This window comes from Gaiella occulta (genome assembly GCF_003351045.1).
GTDB classification, from domain to species: Bacteria; Actinomycetota; Thermoleophilia; order Gaiellales; family Gaiellaceae; genus Gaiella; species Gaiella occulta.
Map to the genome: position 1 here is coordinate 25493 of NZ_QQZY01000005.1, position 23909 is coordinate 49401.

The window sequence follows — 23909 nt, forward strand, 5'->3', positions numbered from 1 at the left end:
TCGGCCTCCCGCCGTGTCGAACTCGGGCTGACGGCATGGGAGACAGGCACGTGCGCGCGACGCTGATCGTCAACCCCTGCGCGAGCCGGGTGACGGACGAGCGGCTCGACGCCGTGGCGCGCGTGCTCGAGCGGGCGGGCGAGCTCACGATCGTACGCACGGACCGGCGCGGCCATGCGACGGAGCTCGCACGCGAGGCTGCGGGCGCCGATGCGATCGTCGCCTACGGTGGGGACGGGCTCTTCAACGCGGTGCTGAACGGCGTAACGGGCCCCGCCCCGGTCGGCTTCGTGCCCGGCGGCCACACGAACGTCCTCGTGCGCACGCTTGGCCTTCCACGCGACCCGGTCGCCGCGGCGGCGCGGCTCGTCAGCGCGCGCACGAGACGGATCTCGCTCGGCAGGGTGAGCGGACGGCGCTTCGCCTTCGCGGCCGGCGCCATCCCGGATCCTCTTCGCCTTGACGTCCGCCGCGGCCTCAGGCGTCACGTCCCGAACGCAGTAGCCGCCGAGGGCCGGACAAACATGCTTCGCCCACGTTCGACCGTGCGCAGCGGCGTGAGTTCGCTGCGAGATTGGGCATCGCGCGGCGGCGGCACAGCACTCGACGCGCTCGCGCGGAGATCCGTGTTCGCCCACCCGGCTCACGATCGGGTCGGAGGGCAGCTCCCGACGCGTGGTCGCGTACCGATCGCGGACGTCTGCGCTACCCGGAGCGCGGCCATACTGTGTCTATGCGGCGGCTCGGGTCGATCAGCATGCGCGTCTGGTTGGCGCTTGTCGTCGCCGTCATCGTGAGCGTCACTGCCGTCGCGGTCGCGGAGATTCTCACCGTGCGCAGCGAGAGCGCGTTCCGGGCACGTGCCGAGGACCTTGCCGCCGGCTCCGCCGTGACCGCGGCGGCGCTGGTGTCGTCAGAGACGACTCCCGAGGGAGCTCGGGCGGCTGCGGCATCGGCTGCGACGCGAAGACGCATTGCGTTGTTCCTGTTCGACAAGGACGGAAGGAGGATCTCCGGGAAGTCCTCGAACGGGGTCGACGTCGAGTCCGTGACCGGCATCGACGAGACGGTTCGTAGCGCCCTGGCGGGGAGGCGTCTCGTCCAGTCGACGGATGGGGGTCGCCGCATCATCGTCGCGCTCCGGCTACGCACAGGTTCTGCCGGGGCGCTCGTCGCGGTAGCCTCCCGCCCCGACCTCGTCGCTGCGGGAGACATAGTGCGCGGCCAGCTCGGGCTGACCGTGCTGATCGCGATCGTCGGCGGGGCAGCGCTCGGTACGGCACTCGCGCTCCTGATCACCTCTCGCGTACGCCGCGTGACGACCGCGGCACGCGCGATCGAGCAGGGGAACTTCGACAATCCACTGACCCTCCGGTTCAACGACGAGATCGGGCAGCTCGGCAGCGCCGTCGACGGGATGCGCCTGCATCTCCGCAACTCCTTCGCCACCCTCGAGGCGGAACGCGACCGCTTTCGAAGCTTCCTGGAGCAGCTCCAGGAGGGTGTCGTGGCGGTGGATCGCGATCTACGGGTTGTGTTCGCCAACTCACGCGCGCGGCTGCAGATCGGTCGACGGGCCCTCGCGCCAGGGGAGCCATTGCCGGAGCCGTGGCCCGACCTGAGTCTCCGCGATCTCGCAACGCCGCTGTTCAAAGCAGGGGCAGGGCGGACGAGCGAGCGCGTCCACACCGTGTCGGGAGAGACGTTCTCTGTCGCGGGAGTCCCCGCGGGCATACCGGGACAGGCAGCACTGCTCGTGATCACCGAGGTCACTGCCGCCGATCGACGCGAGCGCGCCGAGCGAGAATTCGTCGCGAACGCGGCTCACGAGCTGCGGACGCCGATCGCCGCCATCGTCAGCGCGATGGAGGTGCTGCAAGGCGGAGCCAAGGCAGAGCCCGATGCTCGGGACCGGTTTCTCGCCGTGATCAGCCGACAGTCCGACCGCCTCGAGCGTTTGATCCGCGCGTTGCTGACTCTCGCGAGGGCACAGACCCGTGCCGAGCAGATCGAGCTCGAGGCAGTCGACATCGCGTCGTTGCTCGAGGAGACGGCGAGCGTCTTCAGGGTGAGAGGCGGTGCGACGATAGAGGTGGACTGCCCGCCCGGACTGACTGCGTGGTCCCACTACGATCTCCTGTATCAGGCGGTCGGGAATCTGGCGGAGAACGCCGTGAAGCACGCGAACGGGAACCCCGTCCGGCTCTCTGCGGCCACGGCCGGCGAGGGCCGTGTGCGCATCGAGGTGCGCGATCGTGGCCCCGGGATCCCGTACGGCGATCGCGAGCGGCTGTTCGACCGGTTCTACCGGGGAGGCTCGAGGACGGCTGAGGGCTTCGGTCTCGGGCTTTCGATCGTCGGAGGGGTTGTCGCGGTACTCGGTGGCGAGGTCGAGATCGAGCCCGCAGAGGGTGGCGGCACGAGCGCCTCGATCGTATTCGGATCGAGGTCGGCGGTCTGATGGCTCGAATCCTGGTGGCGGAGGACGAGCCCGACATTCTCGAGTCGGTCGTGTACGCGCTTGGACAGGAAGGATTCGAGGTGGACACCGCAGCGACCGGACAGGCTGCCCTCGACGCCGCCCGCGCGACCCCGTACGACGTTCTCGTCCTGGACGTGATGATGCCCGAGCTGTCCGGTCTCGATGTCTGCCGCGTCGTGCGTTCCGAGAGCGACGTGCCGATCGTCATGCTCACGGCGCGGGACGCCGAGATCGACCGTGTTCTCGGCCTGGAGCTCGGCGCCGACGACTATGTCACCAAGCCGTTCTCGCTCGCCGAGCTCGTCAGCCGTGTCCGAGCGCTGTTACGGCGTCGTGACCTCGATCGGCAGGCCGCTGCCGCCACGACGACCATCCACCACGCCGGTATTACGATCGATCTCGCCCGCCACACCGTTCTCGTAGGCGGCGAGTCCGTGCACGTCACGCACTCCGAGTTCAGGGTGCTCTCGCTCCTTGCGAGCCGGCCGGGCCAGGTGTTCTCCCGTCGCGAGATCATGGAACACCTGTGGCAGAGCACATACGTCGGCGACGCCCGCGCCTGCGACGTCCATATCGCCAACCTGCGTCGCAAGCTCGAGCCCGACCCTGCGCACCCGACACGCATCGTGACCGTGCGCGAGGCCGGCTACCGCCTCGGCGACTGACTGACCGATCCCGATCTCGACCGTCGGCGAGGAGGGCACGCGCCAAGCCGAGTGGTCGGCCCGAGCGGGGCGACGCCGTATGAGCAAACGCTCACACGATCCCTGGATCGCGCTCATCCGGCTGGTGGCGGTGCTCATCGGGCCACACCTACCGTGGATTCACACCCTGTGAGATCGGACGCGACCGAGGAGACGGGCAGATGGCAGGTGAGACGCTGACGTGGAACAGGTCGATCGCCGTGGAAGAGCTGAAGTACGCGTACTGGATTCGCGTGCTCCCGCCGACGTTCGACCTCGAGGCATCGCGGGGCATTCGCACGGCGTGCCTCCGCGGTCTCGAGCGTGGCATCGCTCACATCATCGTCGATCTGACAGGCGTGGCAAACGTCCACGACGACGGCATCGACATGCTCGAGGCAGCCGCCGAGGAACTGATCGCGAAACACGGGACGCTATGGGTCGCGAACCACCGTGGCGACAGCCTCGAGCTTCGTCCTGTGCCAGCAGAGGGTCTGTCCGAACTGGCGGGGCTGAGCGCCGCGCTCGATTCCACGCTCGCCGCGAATCGCCTGCGGACGTCAGGCCAGAGAGACGAGCGAAGGAGAGAACAATGCAAGCCGAGCTGAATCTCGAGTATGACGAGAGGTATCTGCGCGCGAAGTTCGACACGGTCTCCTCGTTCACGGTAGGAGCCGAAGAGGAGCTCCTGCTGATCGATCCCTCCACCAGTCAGCCGGCACCCGCAGTCGAGCTGGCACTCAGTATCTTCGAAGGCGATCCGCGGGTCGCGACGGAGTTCAGGGCAGCACAGGTTGAGATCGTCAGCCCGGTGTGCGTCGCGGTGGCCGATGTAGCACGCGAGCTTGCCGCCGTCAGACGATCGCTCTCGGTAGGACTTGCCCCGGAGGCACTCGCGGTCGCAGTGGGAGCCCATCCGTGCGCAACCGATCCCGGGCCCGTCCTCCCCCGTCCTCGCTATGCCGCCATCGCGTCGGCGCAGCCATGGGCTGCGCGACACATGCTCACGTGCGGTCTGCACGTCCATGTCTCCGTCGGCGGCGCCGACCGGGCACTCGCAGTTCACAACGCATTGAGAAGCTATCTGCCGGAAATCGTCGCGCTCGGCGCGAACGCACCGTTCCACGACGGGACGGACACCGGCCTGGCGACTGCACGCCCGCTGCTCAATCGCTCGTTGACGCGCTGCGGGGTTCCGCCCGCGTTCGCCACCTGGCGCGAGCTTGCAGAGTTCGTGGCGTGGGCTCGGCGCAGCTCGACGGTTCCGGACATGAGCTATCTATGGTGGGATCTGCGGCTCCACCCGGTGACGGCGACACTCGAGATGCGCGCCGCCGACGTGCAAACGCGGGTCGCGGACGCCGCCGCCATCGTCGCGCTGGTCCAGTGCCTGGTGTACGACCTCGCGGGTCGCTACGACGCGGGCGAGCACCTCCGCGTCCATGACCGAGATCGCATCAGCGAGGCCATGTTCGTCGCGACACGCGACGGGCTCTCCGGCTTCCTTCCCGACCTCACCCATGGCGATCTGGCGCCGGCGTCCGAGCGCGTGATAGCGCTCGCCGACCGGCTTCGGCCCGCTGCCTGGGCGCTCGGCTGCATCGAGGAGCTCGAGGACGTGCAGCGTCTCGTTCTCGACGGCGGGGGAGCAGCGCGACAGCGCGAGATCGAGACGTACGAGGGCATCGACGGCCTCGTCCGCCAGCTGGCGCGTGAGACGCAGGCCGCCTGGCCCGACTCATCGAAGACAGAGCTGGTCGGCATCGACGCCGGCCCATTCACGATTGCTCGATGAGCTTCCCGCCTCGCGGGACGCGCTCGATAGAGCACGCACACGTGCGGGCTCGCCAAGCAGGAGCCGCGAGCCACGGATCCACCACGCAGAAGGAGAGACGCACATCATGAGATCACCCCTGATTCGGATACGCAGAGCACGGCTACCCATCGGCCACCTCCTGCGACTCGGGACGGCCCTGGCAATCATCCTCGCGCTCGGAGCGGGGGTCGCCCGCGGCAGCGCGACAGCGGCGCCGCCGGCGAACACGTCGTCGCCCACGATCACCGGGACGGCACAGCAGGGCCAGACCCTGACCGCGACAACCGGCGTCTGGAACGGTGACACCCCCATCAGCTACACGTTCCAGTGGCAGCGCTGTGACAGCGCCGGAGCGGCGTGCGGGTCGATCGCCGGGGCGACGGCACAGAGCCGTGTCGTCGAGGCGGGCGACGTCGGCGGAACCCTCCGAGTTGTCGTCACCGCAACCAACGCGAGCGGCACGTCCTCGGCAGCATCCGGCCCGACGGCAAAGATCGCCGCTCCGGGAAGCGCCCCCAGCCCCACGAAGCAACCCGATCCCCACGGCAGCTACCAGATCGGACAGACGATCAACGTCGACACCGGAACATGGACGGGGACGGCTCCCATCACGTTCGGCTTCCAGTGGCAGCGGTGCTCGTCGAACGGCAGCAGCTGCGGCAACATCTCGGGAGCGACAGGCCAGAGCTTCTTGCTCTCTGCCGTCGACCTCGGCTTCAAGCTTCGCGCGATCGTGACGGCGACCAACGCGGTCGGCTCCGCCGGCATCGTGTCGAATCAGACACCCGTCATTGTCGCGCCCGGCACTCCCGTCAACACCGTCGCTCCGGCGATCGCGAATGCCACTGCGCTCGCGGCCGGCGATGTCGCCAGCGGATTCGCCGGGACCTGGATCGGCGACCAGCCGATCACGTACTCGTACACCTGGAGCAAGTGTGACGCCGCAGGCAAGAGCTGCCGCGTCATCCCCGGCGAGACGGGGGCAAGCCATACCGTCGCCGTGTCCGAGGTGGGCGCGACGCTCCTCCTCAGCGTTCGCGCATCGAACCGACGCGGCTCGAGCACCGCGAACTCTCCGGCGACTGCGCCGATCAAGGCCTCGGGCCTGCCGGCTGGTGCGATCCGCCTCGCCGACGGGAAGATCTCGATCCCGGCCAGCAGCGTCGCCCTGCCCAACCGCCTCGTGATCAGCGACGTCGGCTTCTCGCCCGCGATCATCCGCTCGCGGAACACCTTCTCGGCTCGCTTCCGGGTCACCGACACGAGGGGATATGTCGTTCGCGATGTGCTCGTCTACACGATTGGCCTTCCCTACTCGTACGTCCGTGCGACGCCGGAGACCCCGACCGGATCCGACGGCTACGCGGTCATGAACATCACACCGACGGCGAACCTGCCTTTGAGCCGGGGTGGTGCGATCGTCTTCTTCGTCCGCGCTCGCAAGACCGGCGACGGCGTCCTCGCCGGCGTCTCAACCCGGCGGCTGGTACAGGTTACGGTCTCCCGCTAACGCAACCAACCAGGGAGCGGCGGGACAGACCCGCGCCTGGAGTCACTGTTTCTGCTGACACCCGCCGCTCCCGTCGCTGCGGCCTCGGGCCGGCATTGACTCTCGCGGTTCCAGCGGCTTCAGCGATGGCCTCCGGCTATCAGCTGGCGGCTGAGCTGCTCGGCTCCGGCGCCGGCTAGCCCGCTCCGCCGCCGTCGCCGTTCGCACCCCGGCTGAATCTTCCGGGGGCGCGACGAGGTCTGAGCCAGCAACAGCAACCGACGGTGGAGAGCGGGGGTTCTGATGAGTGCACGACACGTGGATTTCGCCGGATGGTCGGCCGCGAAGCGCGTGGTGGCGATCGGCGCCGCCGGCGGCGCGATCGGCGGGATGATGCTGGCGATGGTCGAGATGCTGTACGGCTGGCTCTCGGACGCGCACACGTTCTGGGACGCCCCGATGGCCATCTGGGCCTGGGTCGGCGGCATCGAGCACTTCGGCAGCCCGGGCAACCATGTCGGCCCGATCGTCCTCGGGCTGGGCGGCCACATGGTGAACTCGATGATGATCGGCGTCGGGTTCGCCGTGCTGATGGCCGTGCTCCGGCCCCGTGGCGACATCGCGCCGATCATGGCCGGCGTCGTCTACGGCCTCGGCGTCTGGGTGGTGATGCGCTACGTCATCCTGCCGCTGAACAGCGGCGAGGACGATCTCTTCACGACGAGCCTCGTCAGCCCGCAGTGGGTCTGGTGGCTCGGGCACGCCGTGCTCGGCATGGCCGCCGGCGTCTTCTACACCGTCGCGCGGCGGGCGGGACTCGTAGGCCAGGACGCGAGGTGAGCGAGATCGGCCGCCGGCCGCCGGCCACAGCGGCCGGCGGCCGCTGAATCTCACGGCGCACGGCCGCCCCCGCTCAGTGGGCCTCCTTGCGCAGCTGGCGCGCGCGCAGGTCGTCGCGCTCCCAGCGGAAGCCGAGGTCGACGATCGTGCCGGCCGGATGTGGCCTCGTCGCTTCGGCCAGGCAGGCACGGAGCACACCGCGGTGGGTGGCCTCGTCGCCGACTGCGCCCAGCGTGAGCCCGAAGGGATGCTCGACCAGGCAGGCGAGCGAGGGCCGGACGAGCTCGGTGATCTCTCGCACCTGGCTGAGGGAGACGGTGGCGAGGCCGTGCCGGTCGAAGACGCGCTGGAGCAGTCCCACGGACTGCTGGCAGACCGGTCAGGAGGGGACGAGCAGGACGAGATCGACGGCGTCCGCGAGCAGCTTCGCCGCGACCTCCGGGCCGGTCTGCTCGAGCAACGGCTCCGTCTCGGGGATGTAGCCCATGAACGAGAAGGCGCGCGGCGCGACCTCCCCGATCTCGCCCTCCGCGGCGAGCCGGCGCAGCAGCGAGAGCGGGAAGACGACATCCGCGTCCTCGCGTGGACGGCGCGTGTCGTAGCCGGCGTGCGTGAAGCGAAGCTCGTGCGCGTCCGAGGGCAGCTCGCGGTAGCTGCTGTCGCCGCTCTTGCCGAGGTCGAACGCCGGCTGCTCGGGCAGGTGAGCGCCCGCGGTGGCGACGAGCGCGACGCGCGAGCGCGAGAGCGGGCGCTCCAGCGGGCGGCGCGGCGAGGGCTCCTCGAACGTCGCCCACTCGAACGGCTCGTAGGCGCGCCCACGCACGTACTCGTACTCGACCTGCGCGAAGCCCCGGTACCGTGCCACCACCCGCCAGCCTAGCTATCTCGGCCGTCCAGGAGCTCGTCCTGGATCCACCGATCGGTACGACCGGCGGGGAGTCGAGGGAGCATCTCGGGCGCCCGCATGCCGCAGCTCACGCCGCGGGCCCCGTGACGCCGGGGAGGGGTTCCTCGAGCGTCGCGAGAACGTAGTGCGCGCCCGCGTCGCGCAGGTCGGCTTGCGAGTAGCGTCCGCTCGCGACCGCGACGGATGTCGCGTGGGCGGCCTTCGCCGCCGCCACGTCCTTCGGCGTGTCGCCGACGACCAGCACCCTGCACGTGTCGATCTCCATGCCGAGGATGCCCTCGGCGCGGCGGATCGCGATGCGCGTGAGCTCGCCGCGATCGGGGGAGTCGGAGCCGTAGCCGCCGAAGCAGAAGAATCGCTGCAGGCCTCCTCGCTGGAGCTTGGCGAACGCGGCCGCCTCGACGTTCCCCGTCGTCAGCCCGAGGAGGAAGCCGCCCGCGACGAGCCGCTCCAGCGTCCTTTCGACGCCCGCCAGCACCCGGTAGCCTGCGGAGTCGGCGACGGCCGCGCAGACGTGCGCGAGCCGCGTCGTCATCAGCAGCGCCATCTCCGCCGGCTCGGGCTCGCGCTCGAGGAGTCCCTCGAACGTCCGCCTGCCGACAGCCGGGTCCGTCTCCCCGACCTCGGAGAAGAGCTTCACGTCGGCGTCGACGTCGTAGAGCTCGCGGAAGGCCCGGCGCCACGACTCGCCGCCGGCACCGCCGGTCTCGACGAGGGTGCCGTCGACGTCGAACAGGATCGCATGCGGTCGCTCCATCGTCGCCTCCTAGTGGTTCGTGGGAAGGTGCCAGCAGCGCGGGGCGATCAGGTCGGCGATCGCCGGCTCCGGTCCCCACGAGCCGGCCGGGTAGGCCTGCACGGGCGGTGGATCGTCGAGGACGGGGGCGACGACCTCCCACAGGCGCTCGATCCCGTCGGCGCGCGTGAACAGCGTGCGGTCCCCGATGAGGGCGTCGTGAATGAGGCGCTCGTACGCCTCGAGCACGCCGCTGTCGGGGGCGTCCCCGTAGCGGAACTCCATCCGCGCCTCGGACAGCATGACGTCCGGGCCCGGCCGCTTGGCGAGGAACGAGGCGGAGATGGTGCCGTTGTCGGCCAGATCGAAGGTGAGATGATTGGCCTGCATGTCGCCGGTCGGAACCGCGGCGCGCTCGAACAGGGAGAGCGGCGGCTGCTTGAAGGCCACCGTGAGGATCCTCCTGCCCTCGGCGAGCCTCTTGCCGGTGCGGAAGAAGAACGGCACTCCGGCCCAGCGCCAGTTGTCGATCAGGGCGCGTCCGGCGACGAACGTCTCCGTCTGCGAATCCGCCGAGACGCCGTCCTCATCGCGGTAGCCCTCGTACTGGCCGCGGACGACGTCGCCGGGCGACAGCGGCCGTAGCGACTCGAACACCTTCACCTTCTCGTCGATGAGCGCCTTCGGCCGCAGCGACGAGGGCGGCTCCATGGCGACGAAGGCGAGCACCTGGAAGAGGTGCGTGACGACCATGTCGCGCAGCGCGCCGGTCGCCTCGTAGAAGGACGCACGCGTCCCGATCGAGAGCGTCTCCGGCACGTCGAGCTGGACGTGGTCGATGAAGTCGCGGTTCCAGACGGGCTCGAAGAGCCCGTTCGCGAAGCGGAACGCGAGCAGGTTCTGCACCGCCTCCTTGCCGAGGAAGTGGTCGATGCGAAACACCTGCTCCTCGTCGAGCACCGAGTGCACGACCGCGTTGAGCTCGCGGGCCGACGCCAGGTCGGTCCCGAACGGCTTCTCGAGGACGACACGGGCGCCCCCGGTCAGCCCCGCCTCGCCGAGCCCGCGCGCGATTGCCACGAACGCGCCGGGCGGCACGGCGGCGAAGAACAGCTTGCGGTCGCAGCCAAGCTGCGAGACCGATGCCTCCACCGCGGCGCGGAGCGCCCCCGTCCGGCCCGCTGCGAACGCTCCTCCCGTGTAGGTCGTCGCAGCCGCGAAGGCGTCCCAGGCGTCCCCCTCCGGCTTGACACGGCCGAACTCGTCGATCGCAAGGCGGACACGCTCGCGGAATTCCCCCTCGGAGAGATCGTTCGGGGAGACGCCGATCAGGCGCCAGCGCCGCGGCAGCAGGCCCGCGACGGAGAGGTGGTAGAGGCCCGGCAGGAGCTTGCGCCGGGCCAGGTCTCCGGTCGCTCCGAAAAGGACGATCGTCGTGGGACCCAGGACATGCGCGGTCGAGGGCGCGCAGAAGAGGGAACGGGCTTCGCGGGCAGCTTCGTTCAGGCTGTCGGTCACCGGGGGCCTCCTGAGGACGCGGCGAGGGCGGCGCCGAGGAGTGCCGCTCTGCCGTCGAGGATGACGCGGACGGGGATCTCGTCGAGGACCGGCGCGAGACGGCCCTTGCAGCGGAACGCGCGCAGGAAGGTGCCGGCGTCGATGTCGTCGATGCCTTGCGGCGTGAGGTTCGCGGCGCGTTCGATGCCGTCACGGTAGTCGCTGTTGCCGCCGTCGATCACGATGTCGCCCCCGCCGGGCAGCGGGGCGAGGTCGGCGATGATGCCGCCGACGAGCGCGGCCGGCACCATCACCCAGACGGCGCGAGGGCCGTCGAGCCTGGCGACGATGTCCGCATAGGAGGTCGAGCCCGTCGCGCCCTCGCGCTCCAGCCGCGCGACGGCGCCGGCATCCACGTCGTAGACGACGCACTCGTGCTGTCGCGCACGAGCCGGCGGGCGATGTTCGCTCCCATCCGCCCGCTGAATCGGAGGACGGCGAACGCGGCATCCAAGCTCGCAAAGGTCGCGCATCCCGGCGTCGACCGAGAGGAAGAGGAGAGCGAAGCTGTGACCAGAGTCATCTCAGAGAGCATCGCCGTGCACGGGACGCCCGAAGCGGTCTGGGCCGTCGCCGGCGACCCGGGCGCGATCGGAGAATGGGTGCCGGCGCTGGCCGAGTCGAGCTACGGCGACGGCGAGCGAGTCTGTACGACGGGCGACGGTGCGGAGATCCGTGAGCGCGTCCTCGAGCATTCCGATGCGGAGCAGTCGTACACGTACGAGATCGTGGCGTCGCCGCTGCCGCTGCGCTCGTACCGGTCGACCCTCTCGGTGCACGGGCACGGCGACCACAGCCATGTGACCTGGGAGGCGCGCTTCGAGGCACTCGAGGAAGGGCAGGAGCCCGAGCTCGAAGCGATGTTCTCCGAGCTCTACCGCGATGGTCTCGCGTCGCTGCGCGAGCGCGTCGAAGGCGCCGCCTTCGCGTGATCAGCGGGAGCGGCGGGCGCGGGCGGCTGCTCGCGCCCGCTCCTTCCAGTACTCCTCGGCGCGGGCGAACTCCGCCACCGCTCTCGGCCCGTTCCGTTCGAGGCCCCGGGCGAACGCGTCGCTGTCGCGGCGCCGTATCTCGAGCTGTTCGGTGTGGAAGGGCGCATGCCGCAGGTCGATGGGCTGGGCCTGGAACCGCTCCAGGAACGCGCCGATCCTCGCGGCCGACGTCCACATCGCCTTGTAGAGGATGACACCGCCGCGGCCGATCACCCAGGACATGTTCGGCAGCGCCCCGTAGGCGCTGTGGACGGTGCCGTCGAGGTCGTCGACGAGGATCGGCCGCGAGATCCCGATCTCGTCGCGCAGGCGGCGGGCGGCCTCGAGCTTGTCGTCGAAGCTGCGGTGGGCGGCGAGATGCTCGCCGGGGTGCGCCTCGCGGGTGTAGACGAAATACCAGTCCCAGTCGGGATGGTGTGGCGCCAGCTCGTCGAGCAGAGGACCCTCTGCGCTGCAGTACGGTCAGGTGAAGGAGCCGATCTCGAGCATCACGCCCCGCCGCTGCCACAGCCGGGAGAGGCGTGCGCGCGCGCCGCCGAGCAGCGTCAGCTCGCCGTCGGGCGCCTGCTCGCCGGCGTGGAGCATGTTCGGGAAGCGCCCGAATTCCAGCTCGTCGAGGCCGGACTCGACGTAGGCGTCGAAGCGCTCGTAGTTGTAGGGGCTCATGCGCGGCAGCCTACGTCCTGGACGATCCCGCAGCGAATGCGAGCACGACTTCGCATGGCAGCCTCCGCCGGGTGAATCTCGCCTGCACCAGGCGGGTCGAACATGCAGGAGCCGAAACCCCCAACCAGAGAGGGATCCGATGCCGAGAGCAATCTGGAACGGCGAGGTCATCGCGGAGAGCGAACACACCGTCGTCGTGGAAGGCAACCACTACTTCCCCGTCGAGTCGGTGCGCCGCGAGTTCCTGGTCGAGAGCGACAAGCGCACGGTGTGCCCGTGGAAGGGCACCGCGAGCTACTACACGATCGACGTGAACGGCGACCGCAACGAGAACGCCGCCTGGTACTACCCGGCGCCGAAGGCGGCGGCGAAGAGCATCCGCGGTCACGTGGCCTTCTACCACGGCGTCGAGATCGTGGACGAGCGCGCGGGCGACGCAGGCGAGTCGGGGCTGCTGCGCCGCCTCGCCGGCCTCCTCTCGCGCTAGCCGGCCCTTCGCCGCGGGCGGCACGGTGCCGCCCGCGGCACGCCGCAGCCGGAAGGCCCACGCGGCACGGCGGGGCGCTCCCGTCTCCCGCGACGTGCCCCTCACCCGTCCTCCGAGCCGAAGCCCCGCATGTGCTCGGCGACGTGCGACTCGAACAGCCGTCGCACGACGACGACGGCGAGGATCCAGCCGAGGAGCCCGCCCCGCATGGTGAACGCGCCCGAGTGCTCGACACGCGTGCGGCCGCCGCCCGCGTCGAGGAAGCGGAAGCGCTCGTGGCAGCCGTGGAAGCTGCCGGCGAGGTGCTCGAACGCGATCTCGCGGTCGGAGAAGGTGACGAGCTCGGTCGTGTGGTAGCGCAGAGGCCCCGCCTCGCCGGCGAAGCGAGCGACGAGCACGTCCACGCCGTCCACGACGACCTCGCCGGTCGCGAGGCGATCGCGCAGACGCCGTGCGACCTCTTCGGGGTCTCCGCGGACGACGACGGCGTACGGCCGCAAGGTGATCGGGGGCGTATCCTCCCCGCGACGAGCCAGGCGGCCGCGAGGGATGCGAGACGCACGGCCGCGCACGGGCTCCCCGGCCGCGATCGGCTCGACCTCGTCTCCGCACAGGCGGCTGCGGGCACAGCGGCGACGGCGCCCGAATCCCTCGGCCTGCGGCCGGGTCTGAGGGGTACAGAGATCAGGAGGTGACCACCGATGACGACGATGACCTCGAGCACGACGCGGGACGAGGCGCGCGAGGTGCGGGCGTGGCGCTTCTGCGCCCTTCGCCGGGCCGGCTACCCTGACCGGGCCGCGGCCACGATCGCGGACGCGCGACATGTCGTTCTCCACCAGGCCGTCTCGCTGCTGGCGTCCGGCTGTCCGCTGGAGACGGCTCTGGCGATCCTGCTCTGAGCGATCGCGTTAGCGGGGTCGGCAGGGTCGAGCCTGCGCAGGCCCACCGGCGTGAGCAGCCTCTGCTCGACGGCGGAGAGGATGCGCTCTGCCTGCTCGCCTTCGACGAGCAGGCAGAGCGCAGATCTCGACCGGCTTCCCCTGACGGGACGTGACGACCCAGTCGCCGACCCTGGCGTCCATCCACGTCAGCTGGGCTCCCGGCTCGCCGGCACGGAGCGGCCCGTCGCCTCGAGGTAGCGATGCGCGGCGACGACCATCCACAGCGTTCCGTCGGCCGTGTTGTACTCGGGCTCGCCCTCGCCGTCGGGGAAGCGGGGATCATTCCCTCGCTTACGTGGGCGGCGAACTCCAGCAGCATCCGCCTGGCCTCGTCCGTGCGCCCGCCGGCGAGCGCGAGCGCCCGCCCGACCTCGTCAGCCGCCGGAACGGCCGCGACGAGGCCCTCTCGCCGCCTCCGCTCGCCGTCGAGGAGCGCCGTCGTGTCGTCCCCCTCAGCGACGTCGGTGCCGGCGACCACGCCGACCCATTCGCCCGCCTCCAGGGCGACCTCGATCACGCCCAGCGGAGCAGGTCTTCGCTGTGATGGAGACCGCGCTCGCGCTCGAGCCTCGAACAGCTCGTAGACGAGGACGGCGGTGCTGCTACCGCAGCACGGCTGCGACCGTCTTGCGCAGGAGGACGGTGCCTGCGCCCTCGACTTTCGCGTAGATCAGATACAGAGCGTGATGGACCGGACGCCACCGAGGCCGACCTGCTGCCCTTGCCGCTGGGGAGGTTGAGGGGCCTATAGTCGGGCCTGTGAGCCGCCTCTACGACAGGGTCATGCAGAACGGGTGTCGTCCGCTCAGTGCGCGAGAGGTTTACGACGCGACTCAAACGGAAGAGAGGCTCCTCGCCACACAGGAGGAGGCGTCACGGCGTGTCGGTAGGACGCTGACGGATCATGAGTTAGCCGCTGGAATCGCGTCCACGCGACTGCGGCTGACGGGCGACAGGGCAAAGGACGTAATCACGAGCATCGAGTTGCAGGATGCCGTTGTCGTCTCGGCTGAGGAGGTCGCTGATTACGTCGCGACTTTGCCCCTCGGCACGGATACAACATCGATCCTGGACAGCGTTGTTCCTCCCTTCACGACGCTGCTGGTGGAGTTTCAGGGCCGCCCAAACGTCTTGGATCTCTTCGCATGGGGAGTCCTCATCTGGAGTGACGACCGCCGTAGCGTTGAAGGCGATGATCGCGGCTGGCTCCTCGCTGCGGCCCTCATCGGAGAGTGGAAGAAGGGTGAGCCGGTCGGACCGATCGTTCGATGGTTCGTGGGGCTTGACGCATCAGGTCGAGCCATGCCGCCCGAAGAGACTGATGTGACGTACGAACACGGCTATGGAACCTTCTTCGTAATACCGCCTGAGATCCCCGGTCTCCCTTCCGATTCCGCTCTCGAGTTCGTCGACCACCTTACGAGTCTCTTCGCACCCGCCTTACTCGCGATATCGCTGATGCACTGCCGGAACATCAAACTCCGGCCTGTCGATCCACCGGAGCGTCTGTCGAAGAAGCATGAACGGAAGGCAGGGAAACCTCTCACGCGGTACCACGTCCTGGAGATCGCGCCGATGCGGCGCATCCTCGACACCGAAGGCGAAGAGCAGACGAAGGGCCTCGGTCACGCGCTCCACATCTGCCGGGGCCACTTCAAGACGTTCACCCAGGATGCCCCCTCTTCGGCAAGCGCGTGGGCACCTACTGGTGGCCCGCTCACCTCAGGGGGAGCGCCGAGGAGGGTGTGGTCGAAAAGGACTACCGCATCCGCCTGGACGGCGACGGCATCGGCCAGTCGTACCGCGAGGCGGACGAGGAGGTGACGGTGGCTGCGGCCCAGGAGCGGGCGGACGACCCCGACACCTCGCAGCGCGGACTGCGGGCGCATAACCGGACGCAGAACCTGCTCGCGACTGCGCTCGCCGAGGCCGGGTTCTCACCCCGCAGCCCAAAGCCGGACGAGCCGGACTTCGACCTCGCCTGGGTGGACGACGACAACGTGTGGGTGGCCGAGGTCAAGTCCACGACGGAGAAGAACGAAGAGCGTCAATTGCGGCTCGCCATCGGCCAAGTGGTCCGCTACCGCGAGAGGCTGTCGACCGACGGTGCCATCGTGCGGGCGATGATCGCCGTGGAGAACGCTCCGTTCGATGAATCGTGGATCGACCTCTGTGGCCGCGAGGGGATCGCGCTCGTCTGGCCCGAGGTGATGGCGCAGGCACTCGCGAGCGCCTGACGATCGGGCAGTTACGCCACGAGTCAGGTTCTCCAGTCTTGTGAAAGGCTGCCTACTGTCGTAGCGTGGGACGTGGTGTCTGAGCCGCTACATCCGGGCCTCAATCAGGTAGGGGACGAGTGGGTCGTCATTGACTTCGAGACGGCCTCGTCTCGCGGGACACCGTGCCAGGTCGCCGCCCTTAGATTCCGAGACGGCACGGAAGTCGACCGCTTCACAAGCCTCATCTATCAGGCCCCTGACTCCTTCTACCCCTTCAACGTCGCTCTCCACGGCATCAGCCCCGAGATGGTTGAGGACGCGCCTACCTGGCCTGAGGTGTGTGGGGAGCTAGTTCGATTCACGGGCGCATCACCGCTCGTCTCGCACTATGCGCCGTTCGACATGGGCGTCGTCCGAGATGCCTGTGATTTCTGTGAGATCGAATGGCCGAGCCTGCGCTACACGTGCACGGTTTCGATCTCGCGCCGGGTGTGGCCCGGGATGCAGAGCTACAGCCTTCCGCTCCTCTGCACCGAGCTTGGTCTGTCAGTCGATGAGGACCTGACCCACGACGCGCTCTACGACTCTCGGCTGGCGGCAGAGATACTCGGTCGTGCCATCACTGCGAAGGGCGCGACGGGCCTAGACGACCTCCTCAGCAAGATCTGGTTGTTTTTCGGTGAGGTTGCGCCAGATGGCTGGTTTGGGTCACGGGCGCGGGCGAACGCGGCTGGCAGCATTCCTGAGGCCGATCTAGACGCAGATCCAGACTCCCCCTTCTTCGGGAAGGTGGTCGTCTTCACCGGCGAACTCGCCATGGTAAGAAGGAACGCCTGGCAAGCCGTGGCCGCTGCTGGCGGTCAGCCGAGCAACAACGTCTCGAAGAAGACGAACATGCTCATCTGCGGCTACCAGGACATGCTCAAGCTGGCGGTCGGCAAGACGAAGAGTCACAAGCTGCAAAGGGTAGAAGAACTCCACGCCGATGGTGAACACATAGAGATCTTGACCGAGCGTGACTTCTTCAGGCTCCTCGGCGGAATCGAGAGACCCCAGGCGAACGTGTAACTGGCAGCGCAGTAGGCTTGCCTCCAATGTCCTCTCCAGAAATACCCGCGACTCGCCATCCGTTCTTCGTCGCCGTCGGATTCGGTGGTGACGGCGGGATGACCTTGTCGCTGGCGAACTTGGCGGGGCAAGCGGTGAACTCCACTGAGGTTCCAGGAATGCCACGGCCCCGACCGATTGATGGAGAAGCTCCGTGTGTCGCGGCGCTAAGGGATAGCGCCCCACTGGCGGGTCTTCCGTTGGTCGTTCGGAGTCAGGACGACGCAGAACGACTCGCTGCGCTTCTTCCCGAACACGCGGCCCAAGTAGCCCTGATAGACGAGGTGGAGCAGGCCGCGAAGTCCCATATGCGGATTCCAACCGAACGCTGGATCGCAGGCGAGGAGGCCCGCTCGCTTGGTCACCAACACATCTCGCTCGATGAAGCTCGCAGCTTGTCTTCGCGGCTGTTCTACTGCCTCAGCGGCCTGAGCCTTTCTCAGCGCCGTCGGGTGCGCTCCGGCTTCGGGCTTGAGAGTGTCAGCGTGGGCGACTGACCGCTACTCGGCACAGTGGAACTCGCGCTCCGCTCCCGACACTAACCGCCCTGCCAGATTTCGTGACGCGGGACAGAATCAATCATCTAGCCCCTCTCCGGGCCGCAGACGTCGAGGAAGCTCGTCACCGTCGCCGTCCAGCCGGTCTGGTGGCTCGCGCCGACGCCGCGCCCGCTGTCGCCGTGGAAGTACTCGTAGAAGGGCACGAGGTCGCTGAAGGAGGGGTCGTCGGCGTAGCGGCGGTCGTTCCCGTGCGCCGGCCGGCCGCCGTCCTCGCCCGGCAGGAACAGCGATGCGAGGCGGCGCGAGAGCTCCCCTGCGACCTGCGCCAGCGTGACCAGCCTCCCCGATCCGGTCGGACACTCGACCGTGAGATCGTCGCCGTAGACGTGGTGCGATATGCGCGGGAGAGCCGTACGCGCTCGCGAGCCCGTGCTCGAGCCGGCGCGGCTCGAGCACCCCTCGAACGTGAGGATCCGAACCAGCGGGCCGCTCATCGCCGCCCGGCGCCCGCTCATGCGCTCGCGGGATGGGAGGCTCCCGATACCCCGGTAGCGGCTCGCCGCTCGTCCTCGAGCTTCTCGAGCAGGCGGAGCCAGACCTCGCTCCGCGTCGGGAACGAGGGGACGGCGTGCCACAGCTGCTCGGTCGGCACCTCGCCGGCGATCGCGATCGTCGCCGCGTGGAGCCACTCCGCGACCTCCGTCCCCGTGAACGTCGCCCCGACGATGACGTCGCGATCCTCGTCGACGACGATGCGCGAGATCCCCGGCGTGTTGCGGCCGTGGAAGCTCGCCCCGGCGGTGGCCGCCGTCTGCTGGTCGACGGTGCGGATCCGCAGCCCGCTCGCGAGGGCGCTCTCCGCCGTGTGCCCGACGGCGGCGACCTGAGGGTCGCTGAAGACCACGCGCGGCACGAGCGGCCCGTCGGCGAGCCGGTGCGCGCGCGCATCGCGCCCGTGGATCTGCTCGGCCGCGATCCGCGCCTGGTACTTGCCGATGTGGGTGAGCAGCGCTCGCCCGTTGACGTCTCCGATCGCGTACAGCCAGTCGTGGCCGGGCACGCGCATGTCGTCGCCGACGGTGACGAACGAGCCGGGCTCGAGGCCCACGGTCTCGAGCCCGAGGCTCCCTGTCTGCGGCCTCCTCCCCGCCGCGACGAGCAGCTCCTCGGCGGCGAGCTCCGTCCCGTCCGCCAACGTGATCCAGACCCGGCTGTGCTCCCGGTGCGCCATCACCGCCTGCACACCGAGCCGCACGTCGACACCGCGGTCGCGGAGAGCCGTCTCGACGAGCTCGCTCGCGAACGGCTCCTCGCGGGCGAGCAGCCGCGGCAGCGTCTCGAGAAGCGTCACACGGGCGCCGAGCGACGTCCATGCCTGTGCGAGCTCGACGCCGACCGCGCCGCCTCCGAGCACGATCAGGCTCGCCGGCACACGAGCCGCCGTTGTTCCCTCGCGGTTCGTCCACGGCGCGACCTCGTTCAGCCCCGGGATCGGCGGGATCGCTGCGGTCGTCCCGGTCGCGAGCACGACCGCGCGGCGCGCGACGAGGACGTCCCCGTTGACGCGGACGCGCCGCGGCCCGTCGAGGGCCGCCGTGCCGCGGACGAGGTCGACGGCGCGCGCCTCGAGCCAGGGCAGCTGTGCCGTGTCGTCGAGGTCGTGGATGACCTCGTCCCGCCGTCGCAGCGCGGCCTCGGCATCGAGCTCGCCCTGCACGGCCTCGCGCGCGCCCGGTACACGGCGAGCTTCGGCGAGGAGCTCCGACGGTCGCAGCAGCGCCTTCGAGGGCATACAGCCCCAGTAGGAGCACTCGCCGCCGACGAGCTCGTGCTCGACGAGCACGACCTCGAGCCCTGCCTGCCCGAGCCGCCCGGCGCAGACTTCGCCGGCGGGGCCGGCTCCGATCACGACGACGTCGACTTCACGCTCGCTCATGTCGCCGCCCCTTCCTGCTCGACGGCGCAGCGGTCGTGCGACGGCGCGAGGGCGTCCAGCAACTTCTTCGACATTCGTACCTCCGGGTCGGGATCGTCACGGTGAGAACGCGATGCGCGTCGGCGTATCGCGCCGGCACGGGTCGCGGGAAGTCGTCGCTACCGCTGCGGGCGCACGGCGCACCGTGAACGCGCGGACGCCGAGATGAACCTCGGCCGCGCACAGCCCGGTTCGGGCGAGCCAGCAGCGGACGAGGGCGATCACCTCGCCGGCCGTGGGCCGTTGCAGGCCGGTGGCATGCACGACGACCCTCCAGCGGCTCCCCGCGCACTGGACGAGCCGGGCCGGGATGCGCCCGACGCTCTCCCGCATGAGGAGGGCGGCGCTGCCGGCGTCCGGCGCTTCGATCCACATCGCGTCGTGTCCATCGTCCATCCTCGCTCCATTCGACCCTGCACGGCCGTCGGGGATTCGCACCGCGGCCGCCATCGGCCCCGCCAGCGCTCGTCCTCCTTGAGATGCGCGAGCCAGTATCGACGATTCCGGCCTCTCGACGGCGGAACGTCCCAGGGTCGAGTCGATCCGGCCGGGTGTGATTCAACATCATGATATCCTGATGTGAAACGCGAGGAAAGGGCGCCATGAGCCGTCAGCGGATCGAGATCACGGGGATGACATGCGAGCACTGCGCGGTGAAGATCGAGGCGGTGCTCGAGGATGCCGGGGCGACGGGCGTGTTCGTCGACTACCGGCGCGGCTTCGCGGAGCTCGATCCGGAGGGGGTCGACCTCGAGCAGGCGCGCGCGTTCCTGCGCGGCACGGGATACGAGCTCGGCGATCCGCTTCCGATCGAAGGCGACGGCACGCCCGAGCAGCTCGACGACGTGACGGGCGCGGACGCCGGGTACGACTACGACCTGGCGATCGTCGGCGCGGGCGCCGCCGCGTTCGCGGGCGCGATCCAGGCGTTCGAGCGCGGCGCCCGCGTGGTGATGGTCGAGCACGGCACGGTCGGCGGCACGTGCGTCAACGTCGGCTGCGTGCCCTCGAAGACGATGCTGCGCGCGGGCGAGCTCTACGGCCTCGCCGGCCACAACCCCCACGCGGGCGTGCCGACCTCGACGGCGCCGGTCGATCTCGGCGCGCTCGTGGCGCAGAAGGACGCCCTCGTGGAGCGGATGCGGAAGGAGAAGTACTGCGACCTGATCGAGGACTACGGCTGGGACCTCGTCAAGGGTCACGCCGAGTTCGGCGACGCCGACAGCCTGCTCGTCGACGGCGAGCCGATCCGGGCGCGCCGCTACCTCGTCGCGACGGGTGCGCGTCCGGCGATCCCGCCGATCGAGGGGCTCGAGGAGGCAGGCTACGTCACCTCCACGAGCGGGCTCGAGCTGAGGGAGCTGCCGAAGCGGCTGCTCGTGATCGGGGGCAACTACATCGGGCTGGAGATGGGCCAGCTCTATGCGCACCTCGGCTCCGAGGTGGTGCTGTTCGAGATGCTCGAGCGGATCTCGCCGCTCGAGGAGCCGGAGGTCGCGGACGCCCTGGCGGAGGTTCTCGCGTCGGACGGCGTGCAGGTCGTGACGGGCGCACGCGTCGTCCGCGCCGCTCGCGACGGCGGCGAGAAGACGCTGACGGTGATCGTCGACGGTGACGAGCGGGTGTTCCGCGGCGACGAGATCCTGGTTGCCGCCGGCCGGCGCCCGAACACCGACAGCCTCGGTCTCGAGCGCGCCGGGATCGAGCTGGCCGGGCGCGGCGGGATCCGCGTCGACGCCACGCAGCGCACGACGAACCCGCGCGTGTACGCCGCCGGCGACTGCACCGACTCGCCGCAGTTCGTCTACGTCGCGGCCGCGCAGGGGGCGACCGCCGTGCGCAACGCGCTCACGGACGGCGACGATCGGCTCGACTACACCGCGCTGCCGCGGATCACGTTCACGCACCCGCAGGTCGCTGCCGTCGGGCTGAGCGAGGCGCAGGCCGTGGAGCAGGGTCTCGACGTCGACGTGCGAACGCTGCCGCTCGCGTCGGTTCCCCGCGCGCTCGTCAATCGCGACAGCCGCGGCCTCGTCAAGATCGTGGCCGAGCGCGAGAGCGGCCGCATCCTCGGCGCGACCGCGGTGGCCGAGAACGCCGGCGACATCATCCTCGCCGCCGTCTACGCGGTGCGGTTCAGGCTCACGGTCGCGGACGTCGCCTCCACTTGGGCGCCGTACCTGACGATGAGCGAGGGCCTCAAGCTCGCCGCCCAGATATTCACCCGCGACGTCGCGAAGCTCTCCTGTTGCGCGGCCTGAGCTCGATGCCTGCAAGGAGTCGCATGTCCCGGATCGCCCCGTCCTTCCGGATTCCGCGGGCGTCGAAGCGGGCAGGCCTCGCCGCACCCTGCCGGGGCACGAGGAAGCGGTGACGGTGCGCGGGCGTCTCGGCCTGGGCGCGGTGGGCGTTCTCGCCGCCGTCTGCTGCGCCGCGCTGCCCCTGCTTGCCGCCGCGCTCGGCGCCGCCGCTCTCGCCTGGATCGGCGGTCTCGCGCTCTTCCCCCTCGCGCTCGCGGCCGGCGCCGTCGCCGTGCGGGCGCGCAGAGCGGCCGCCGCCAGTCGTGCCGACCGCGCAGCCGGCGGGGCACGGAGATGATCAGCCGCCGCGGTCGCGCCAGGCCCCGAGCACTCGCTCGGCGATCTCGCCGTCGCCGGCACGATCGGCCGGCGCCGGCGCATCGAGGTGCGCCAGCCGGTCGATCGTGACCCTGAGGTTCGAGAGGACGCGCCGGCAGCGGGGGCAGAAGCGGACGTGCCGCTCGACCCTGCGCTGCTCGGTGAGCTCGATGTCCTCGTCGAGGTAGTCGGTCATGCGGGCGCGAACCTCCTCGCACTCGTGAGGATCACGCAGGAACGGGATACGACGGCGGTGCTTTGTCATCTCGGCTCCTTCGACCCCTCGCTCCAGCCCGGGGATTCGCGGCGACTGACGCGGTCTCTCTTCACGACCTCTCTCCCTCGATCTCTTCGAGCTGCTTGCGCAGCGCCATGCGCCCGCGGTGCAGGCGGCTCTTGAAGTTCCGGATGTCGAGCCCGAGCAGCTCGGCCGCCTCCTCGTTCGCGTAGCCTTCGACGTCGCGCAGGACGACCGCGCCGCGGTAGTGCGCGGGGAGCTCCGCCAGCAGGAGCTCGAGCCTGCGGTGCCTCTCGATCGACTCGACCCGCTCCGGCACGTCCGCGGCGAGGTCGGGCGCCTTCTCCATCACGTCCTCGTAGAGGACGAGCTCGCGCCGCGCCTCGCGGGCCAGCAGCCGGTTCGCCTCGTTGACGGCGATGCGGTGCAACCAGGTCGTGAACTCCGCGTCCCCCCGGAACGAGGGAAGCGCACGCCAGGCGCGCACGAAGGTCTCCTGCGTGACGTCATCGGCCGCGTTCTGGCCGCCGAGGAGACGTGCGACGAGCCGGTGGACACGTCCGGCATGCCGCGTCACGAGCTCTTCGAAAGCGCGCTCGTCGCGCTCGCGGGCACGCTCGACGAGGGCTCGATCCGTCTCCTCGTGCATCCGCGGAGGTTGTATCAGCCGGCTCGTCGCGAATGGCACGTTGCCGGCAGCGGTTGGGGCCGCCTCGCGCCGCGAGACGGCCCCGGGATTCGCAGATCACCTCCTCGTCAGCGTTCGGCCGGCTGCTCGTCAGGCAGCTCGCGCACCCGAGCCGTCTGGAAGAGCAGGACGCGGCTGATCGTCGCCAGTCCGAGCAGGATCGCGAACAGGTAGAGGGCGACGCCGATGCGGCGTACTCCTTCCAGCACGACGAACCACTTGTCGGAGTCGGCGAGGCTCGTGGAGCCGCCGTTGACGGTAGCCGCGACCACGAGATGGATGATCGAGGCGCCGAGGTCGGCGAAGTCGGCCGCGCCGTCGGTGCCCGCCTGGATGATCGAGAGCACGAGCCCTGCCAGCACCAGCATCGGGCCCACCAGCACCATCGGCCCCCACATCCGCCGTGCCATCGTGTGGATGGGCAGCGGGCCGAGCGGCGCCGCGGTCCGGGTCGCGCGGCCGAACACCGTGTCGGCGTCGGGTGCGCCGGCGGGGGCCTGCGCGGCGGCGGGGGCGAGCGCCGGCAGCGACGCCTTCACCGCCTCGATCCTGTCCGTGATGCGAAGCAGGATGCCGACGAGCGTGAGCGCGAGCGCCGTCTTCAGCATGACGAGCCCGGCCGTCGTGAGGCCGAACGACCAGGCGAGCGTCTGTGCCCGCCCGCTGCCGCTGCCGGCGGCGACCGTGAGGTCCGCGATCAGCGTCACGCCGATGAGGGCGACGCCCATGAGGCCGACCGCGACGCCGAAGGAACGGAGGCTCGAGGCCAGCGTGCCCGGCCCCGTGCCCTCCGGGTGGCGCACGGAGTGGAGGATCGCGATCATCGCGCGCCTCCCGCCGCCCGTGGGGAGTGGTGGGTCTCGGCCATCGTTTGCTCCTCTTTGCTCGAGTGACGTGACGCGCGTGTGACCCGCCTCCCGGCGGCCGGGATTCGCGGCGACCGTCTCGCGTGCCCTAGAGTCCGT

29 protein-coding genes and 2 pseudogenes are annotated in these 23909 nt (G+C 69.9%); 17 read left to right on the top strand and 14 right to left on the bottom strand.

All coding sequences use genetic code 11. The features are described 5' to 3' along the window. Window positions 1-35: 35 nt before the first annotated feature. The 7 genes from Gocc_RS17120 to Gocc_RS10520 all read left to right on the top strand — a co-directional run bounded on the left by Gocc_RS17120 (window position 36) and on the right by Gocc_RS10520 (window position 7310). The gene (locus Gocc_RS17120) at window positions 36-797 is read left to right on the top strand and encodes a diacylglycerol/lipid kinase family protein (protein ID WP_114796527.1); all 762 of its coding nucleotides are present in this window, start codon (window positions 36-38) and stop codon (window positions 795-797) included. Then, a complete protein-coding gene (locus tag Gocc_RS10500; RefSeq protein ID WP_181813571.1) occupies window positions 758-2461 on the top strand; it encodes a sensor histidine kinase in 1704 nt (567 codons plus the stop codon). The genes Gocc_RS17120 and Gocc_RS10500 overlap by 40 nt, the downstream gene beginning before the upstream one ends. Beyond that, on the top strand, window positions 2461-3147 hold the full coding sequence (locus Gocc_RS10505; RefSeq protein ID WP_114796529.1) for a response regulator transcription factor: 687 nt from the start codon (window positions 2461-2463) through the stop codon (window positions 3145-3147). Before Gocc_RS10500 ends, Gocc_RS10505 begins: the two co-directional genes overlap by 1 nt. Window positions 3148-3347: 200 nt before the next feature. Then, the gene (locus Gocc_RS16205; RefSeq protein WP_181813572.1) at window positions 3348-3773 is read left to right on the top strand and encodes an STAS domain-containing protein; all 426 of its coding nucleotides are present in this window, start codon (window positions 3348-3350) and stop codon (window positions 3771-3773) included. Then, on the top strand, window positions 3758-4960 hold the full coding sequence (locus Gocc_RS10510; RefSeq protein ID WP_181813573.1) for a carboxylate-amine ligase: 1203 nt from the start codon (window positions 3758-3760) through the stop codon (window positions 4958-4960). Before Gocc_RS16205 ends, Gocc_RS10510 begins: the two co-directional genes overlap by 16 nt. Before the next feature lie 106 nt (window positions 4961-5066). Next, window positions 5067-6491, top strand: coding sequence for a hypothetical protein (locus Gocc_RS10515; RefSeq protein ID WP_114796531.1), 1425 nt, complete (start codon window positions 5067-5069; stop codon window positions 6489-6491). 297 nt (window positions 6492-6788) lie between these two features. Then, complete coding sequence (locus Gocc_RS10520; RefSeq protein ID WP_114796532.1) at window positions 6789-7310, top strand: hypothetical protein; 522 nt, start codon at window positions 6789-6791, stop codon at window positions 7308-7310. A gap of 73 nt (window positions 7311-7383) precedes the next feature. On the opposite strand, the gene Gocc_RS10525 is transcribed toward Gocc_RS10520, so the two are convergent. The 5 genes from Gocc_RS10525 to Gocc_RS10545 form a co-directional block, all read right to left on the bottom strand. Further along, entirely contained in the window at window positions 7384-7671 is a 288-nt protein-coding gene (locus Gocc_RS10525) for a hypothetical protein (protein WP_114796533.1), read from the bottom strand. A gap of 18 nt (window positions 7672-7689) precedes the next feature. Next, complete coding sequence (locus Gocc_RS10530; protein WP_181813574.1) at window positions 7690-8175, bottom strand: glycine/sarcosine/betaine reductase selenoprotein B family protein; 486 nt, start codon at window positions 8173-8175, stop codon at window positions 7690-7692. A 109-nt stretch (window positions 8176-8284) separates the two neighbouring features. After that, complete coding sequence (locus Gocc_RS10535; RefSeq protein WP_114796535.1) at window positions 8285-8974, bottom strand: HAD family hydrolase; 690 nt, start codon at window positions 8972-8974, stop codon at window positions 8285-8287. 9 nt (window positions 8975-8983) lie between these two features. After that, complete coding sequence (zwf, locus tag Gocc_RS10540; protein ID WP_220150571.1) at window positions 8984-10471, bottom strand: glucose-6-phosphate dehydrogenase; 1488 nt, start codon at window positions 10469-10471, stop codon at window positions 8984-8986. Next, on the bottom strand, window positions 10468-10866 hold the full coding sequence (locus Gocc_RS10545) for an NAD(P)-binding domain-containing protein (protein WP_220150572.1): 399 nt from the start codon (window positions 10864-10866) through the stop codon (window positions 10468-10470). The genes zwf and Gocc_RS10545 overlap by 4 nt, the downstream gene beginning before the upstream one ends. A 153-nt stretch (window positions 10867-11019) precedes the next feature. On the opposite strand from Gocc_RS10545, the gene Gocc_RS10550 reads away from it, so the two are divergent. Continuing rightward, window positions 11020-11442, top strand: a complete 423-nt coding sequence (locus tag Gocc_RS10550) for an SRPBCC family protein (RefSeq protein WP_181813575.1) — start codon at window positions 11020-11022, stop codon at window positions 11440-11442. On the opposite strand, the gene Gocc_RS16955 is transcribed toward Gocc_RS10550, so the two are convergent. Further along, window positions 11443-12168 (bottom strand): TlpA family protein disulfide reductase, encoded by a 726-nt coding sequence (locus Gocc_RS16955; RefSeq protein WP_281268449.1) that lies wholly within the window; start codon window positions 12166-12168, stop codon window positions 11443-11445. It lies immediately after the preceding gene. Window positions 12169-12307: 139 nt separating this feature from the next. On the opposite strand from Gocc_RS16955, the pseudogene Gocc_RS10565 reads away from it, so the two are divergent. Continuing rightward, a pseudogene (locus tag Gocc_RS10565) lies at window positions 12308-12583 on the top strand (DUF427 domain-containing protein); the annotation flags it as partial. A gap of 173 nt (window positions 12584-12756) precedes the next feature. On the opposite strand, the gene Gocc_RS10570 reads toward Gocc_RS10565, so the two are convergent. Then, window positions 12757-13155 (bottom strand): hypothetical protein, encoded by a 399-nt coding sequence (locus Gocc_RS10570; protein ID WP_114796540.1) that lies wholly within the window; start codon window positions 13153-13155, stop codon window positions 12757-12759. 201 nt (window positions 13156-13356) lie between these two features. Between Gocc_RS10570 and Gocc_RS16210 the strand changes: the two genes are divergently transcribed. After that, complete coding sequence (locus Gocc_RS16210) at window positions 13357-13557, top strand: hypothetical protein (RefSeq protein WP_181813576.1); 201 nt, start codon at window positions 13357-13359, stop codon at window positions 13555-13557. 114 nt (window positions 13558-13671) lie between these two features. On the opposite strand, the pseudogene Gocc_RS17125 reads toward Gocc_RS16210, so the two are convergent. Beyond that, window positions 13672-13963 (bottom strand): annotated as a pseudogene (locus Gocc_RS17125) (amylo-alpha-1,6-glucosidase); the annotation flags it as partial. On the opposite strand from Gocc_RS17125, the gene Gocc_RS10590 reads away from it, so the two are divergent. The 5 genes from Gocc_RS10590 to Gocc_RS10610 all read left to right on the top strand — a co-directional run bounded on the left by Gocc_RS10590 (window position 13895) and on the right by Gocc_RS10610 (window position 17422). Beyond that, a complete protein-coding gene (locus Gocc_RS10590) occupies window positions 13895-14143 on the top strand; it encodes a hypothetical protein (RefSeq protein WP_114796542.1) in 249 nt (82 codons plus the stop codon). The pseudogene Gocc_RS17125 and the gene Gocc_RS10590 overlap by 69 nt on opposite strands. 215 nt (window positions 14144-14358) lie before the next feature. Further along, window positions 14359-15423 carry a hypothetical protein gene (locus Gocc_RS10595; protein ID WP_114796543.1) on the top strand — a complete coding sequence of 355 codons (1065 nt, stop codon included), beginning with the start codon at window positions 14359-14361 and terminating at the stop codon, window positions 15421-15423. Window positions 15424-15425: 2 nt separating this feature from the next. Continuing rightward, complete coding sequence (locus Gocc_RS10600; RefSeq protein WP_147281273.1) at window positions 15426-15836, top strand: hypothetical protein; 411 nt, start codon at window positions 15426-15428, stop codon at window positions 15834-15836. A 75-nt stretch (window positions 15837-15911) separates the two neighbouring features. Further along, complete coding sequence (locus Gocc_RS10605) at window positions 15912-16886, top strand: exonuclease domain-containing protein (protein ID WP_181813577.1); 975 nt, start codon at window positions 15912-15914, stop codon at window positions 16884-16886. A gap of 323 nt (window positions 16887-17209) precedes the next feature. After that, window positions 17210-17422 (top strand): hypothetical protein, encoded by a 213-nt coding sequence (locus tag Gocc_RS10610; RefSeq protein ID WP_147281274.1) that lies wholly within the window; start codon window positions 17210-17212, stop codon window positions 17420-17422. A gap of 86 nt (window positions 17423-17508) precedes the next feature. Here the strand turns inward: Gocc_RS10610 and Gocc_RS10615 are convergent, their stop codons facing one another. From Gocc_RS10615 to Gocc_RS10625, 3 genes are all read right to left on the bottom strand, one after another. Next, complete coding sequence (locus Gocc_RS10615; RefSeq protein ID WP_114796547.1) at window positions 17509-17940, bottom strand: hypothetical protein; 432 nt, start codon at window positions 17938-17940, stop codon at window positions 17509-17511. Further along, complete coding sequence (locus tag Gocc_RS10620; protein WP_114796548.1) at window positions 17937-19361, bottom strand: dihydrolipoyl dehydrogenase family protein; 1425 nt, start codon at window positions 19359-19361, stop codon at window positions 17937-17939. Before Gocc_RS10620 ends, Gocc_RS10615 begins: the two co-directional genes overlap by 4 nt. Window positions 19362-19457: 96 nt before the next feature. Then, a complete protein-coding gene (locus Gocc_RS10625; protein WP_114796549.1) occupies window positions 19458-19796 on the bottom strand; it encodes a hypothetical protein in 339 nt (112 codons plus the stop codon). 206 nt (window positions 19797-20002) lie between these two features. On the opposite strand from Gocc_RS10625, the gene merA reads away from it, so the two are divergent. Both merA and Gocc_RS10635 read left to right on the top strand, forming a co-directional pair. Then, window positions 20003-21661 carry a mercury(II) reductase gene (gene merA / locus Gocc_RS10630; protein ID WP_114796550.1) on the top strand — a complete coding sequence of 553 codons (1659 nt, stop codon included), beginning with the start codon at window positions 20003-20005 and terminating at the stop codon, window positions 21659-21661. Window positions 21662-21770: 109 nt separating this feature from the next. Beyond that, on the top strand, window positions 21771-21998 hold the full coding sequence (locus Gocc_RS10635) for a hypothetical protein (RefSeq protein ID WP_114796551.1): 228 nt from the start codon (window positions 21771-21773) through the stop codon (window positions 21996-21998). On the opposite strand, the gene Gocc_RS10640 is transcribed toward Gocc_RS10635, so the two are convergent. The 3 genes from Gocc_RS10640 to Gocc_RS10650 all read right to left on the bottom strand — a co-directional run bounded on the left by Gocc_RS10640 (window position 21999) and on the right by Gocc_RS10650 (window position 23768). Next, a complete protein-coding gene (locus Gocc_RS10640) occupies window positions 21999-22283 on the bottom strand; it encodes a zf-HC2 domain-containing protein (RefSeq protein WP_114796552.1) in 285 nt (94 codons plus the stop codon). 61 nt (window positions 22284-22344) lie between these two features. Continuing rightward, the gene (locus Gocc_RS10645) at window positions 22345-22905 is read right to left on the bottom strand and encodes an RNA polymerase sigma factor (RefSeq protein WP_114796553.1); all 561 of its coding nucleotides are present in this window, start codon (window positions 22903-22905) and stop codon (window positions 22345-22347) included. 107 nt (window positions 22906-23012) lie between these two features. After that, the gene (locus tag Gocc_RS10650; protein ID WP_114796554.1) at window positions 23013-23768 is read right to left on the bottom strand and encodes a hypothetical protein; all 756 of its coding nucleotides are present in this window, start codon (window positions 23766-23768) and stop codon (window positions 23013-23015) included. Window positions 23769-23909: the final 141 nt, after the last annotated feature.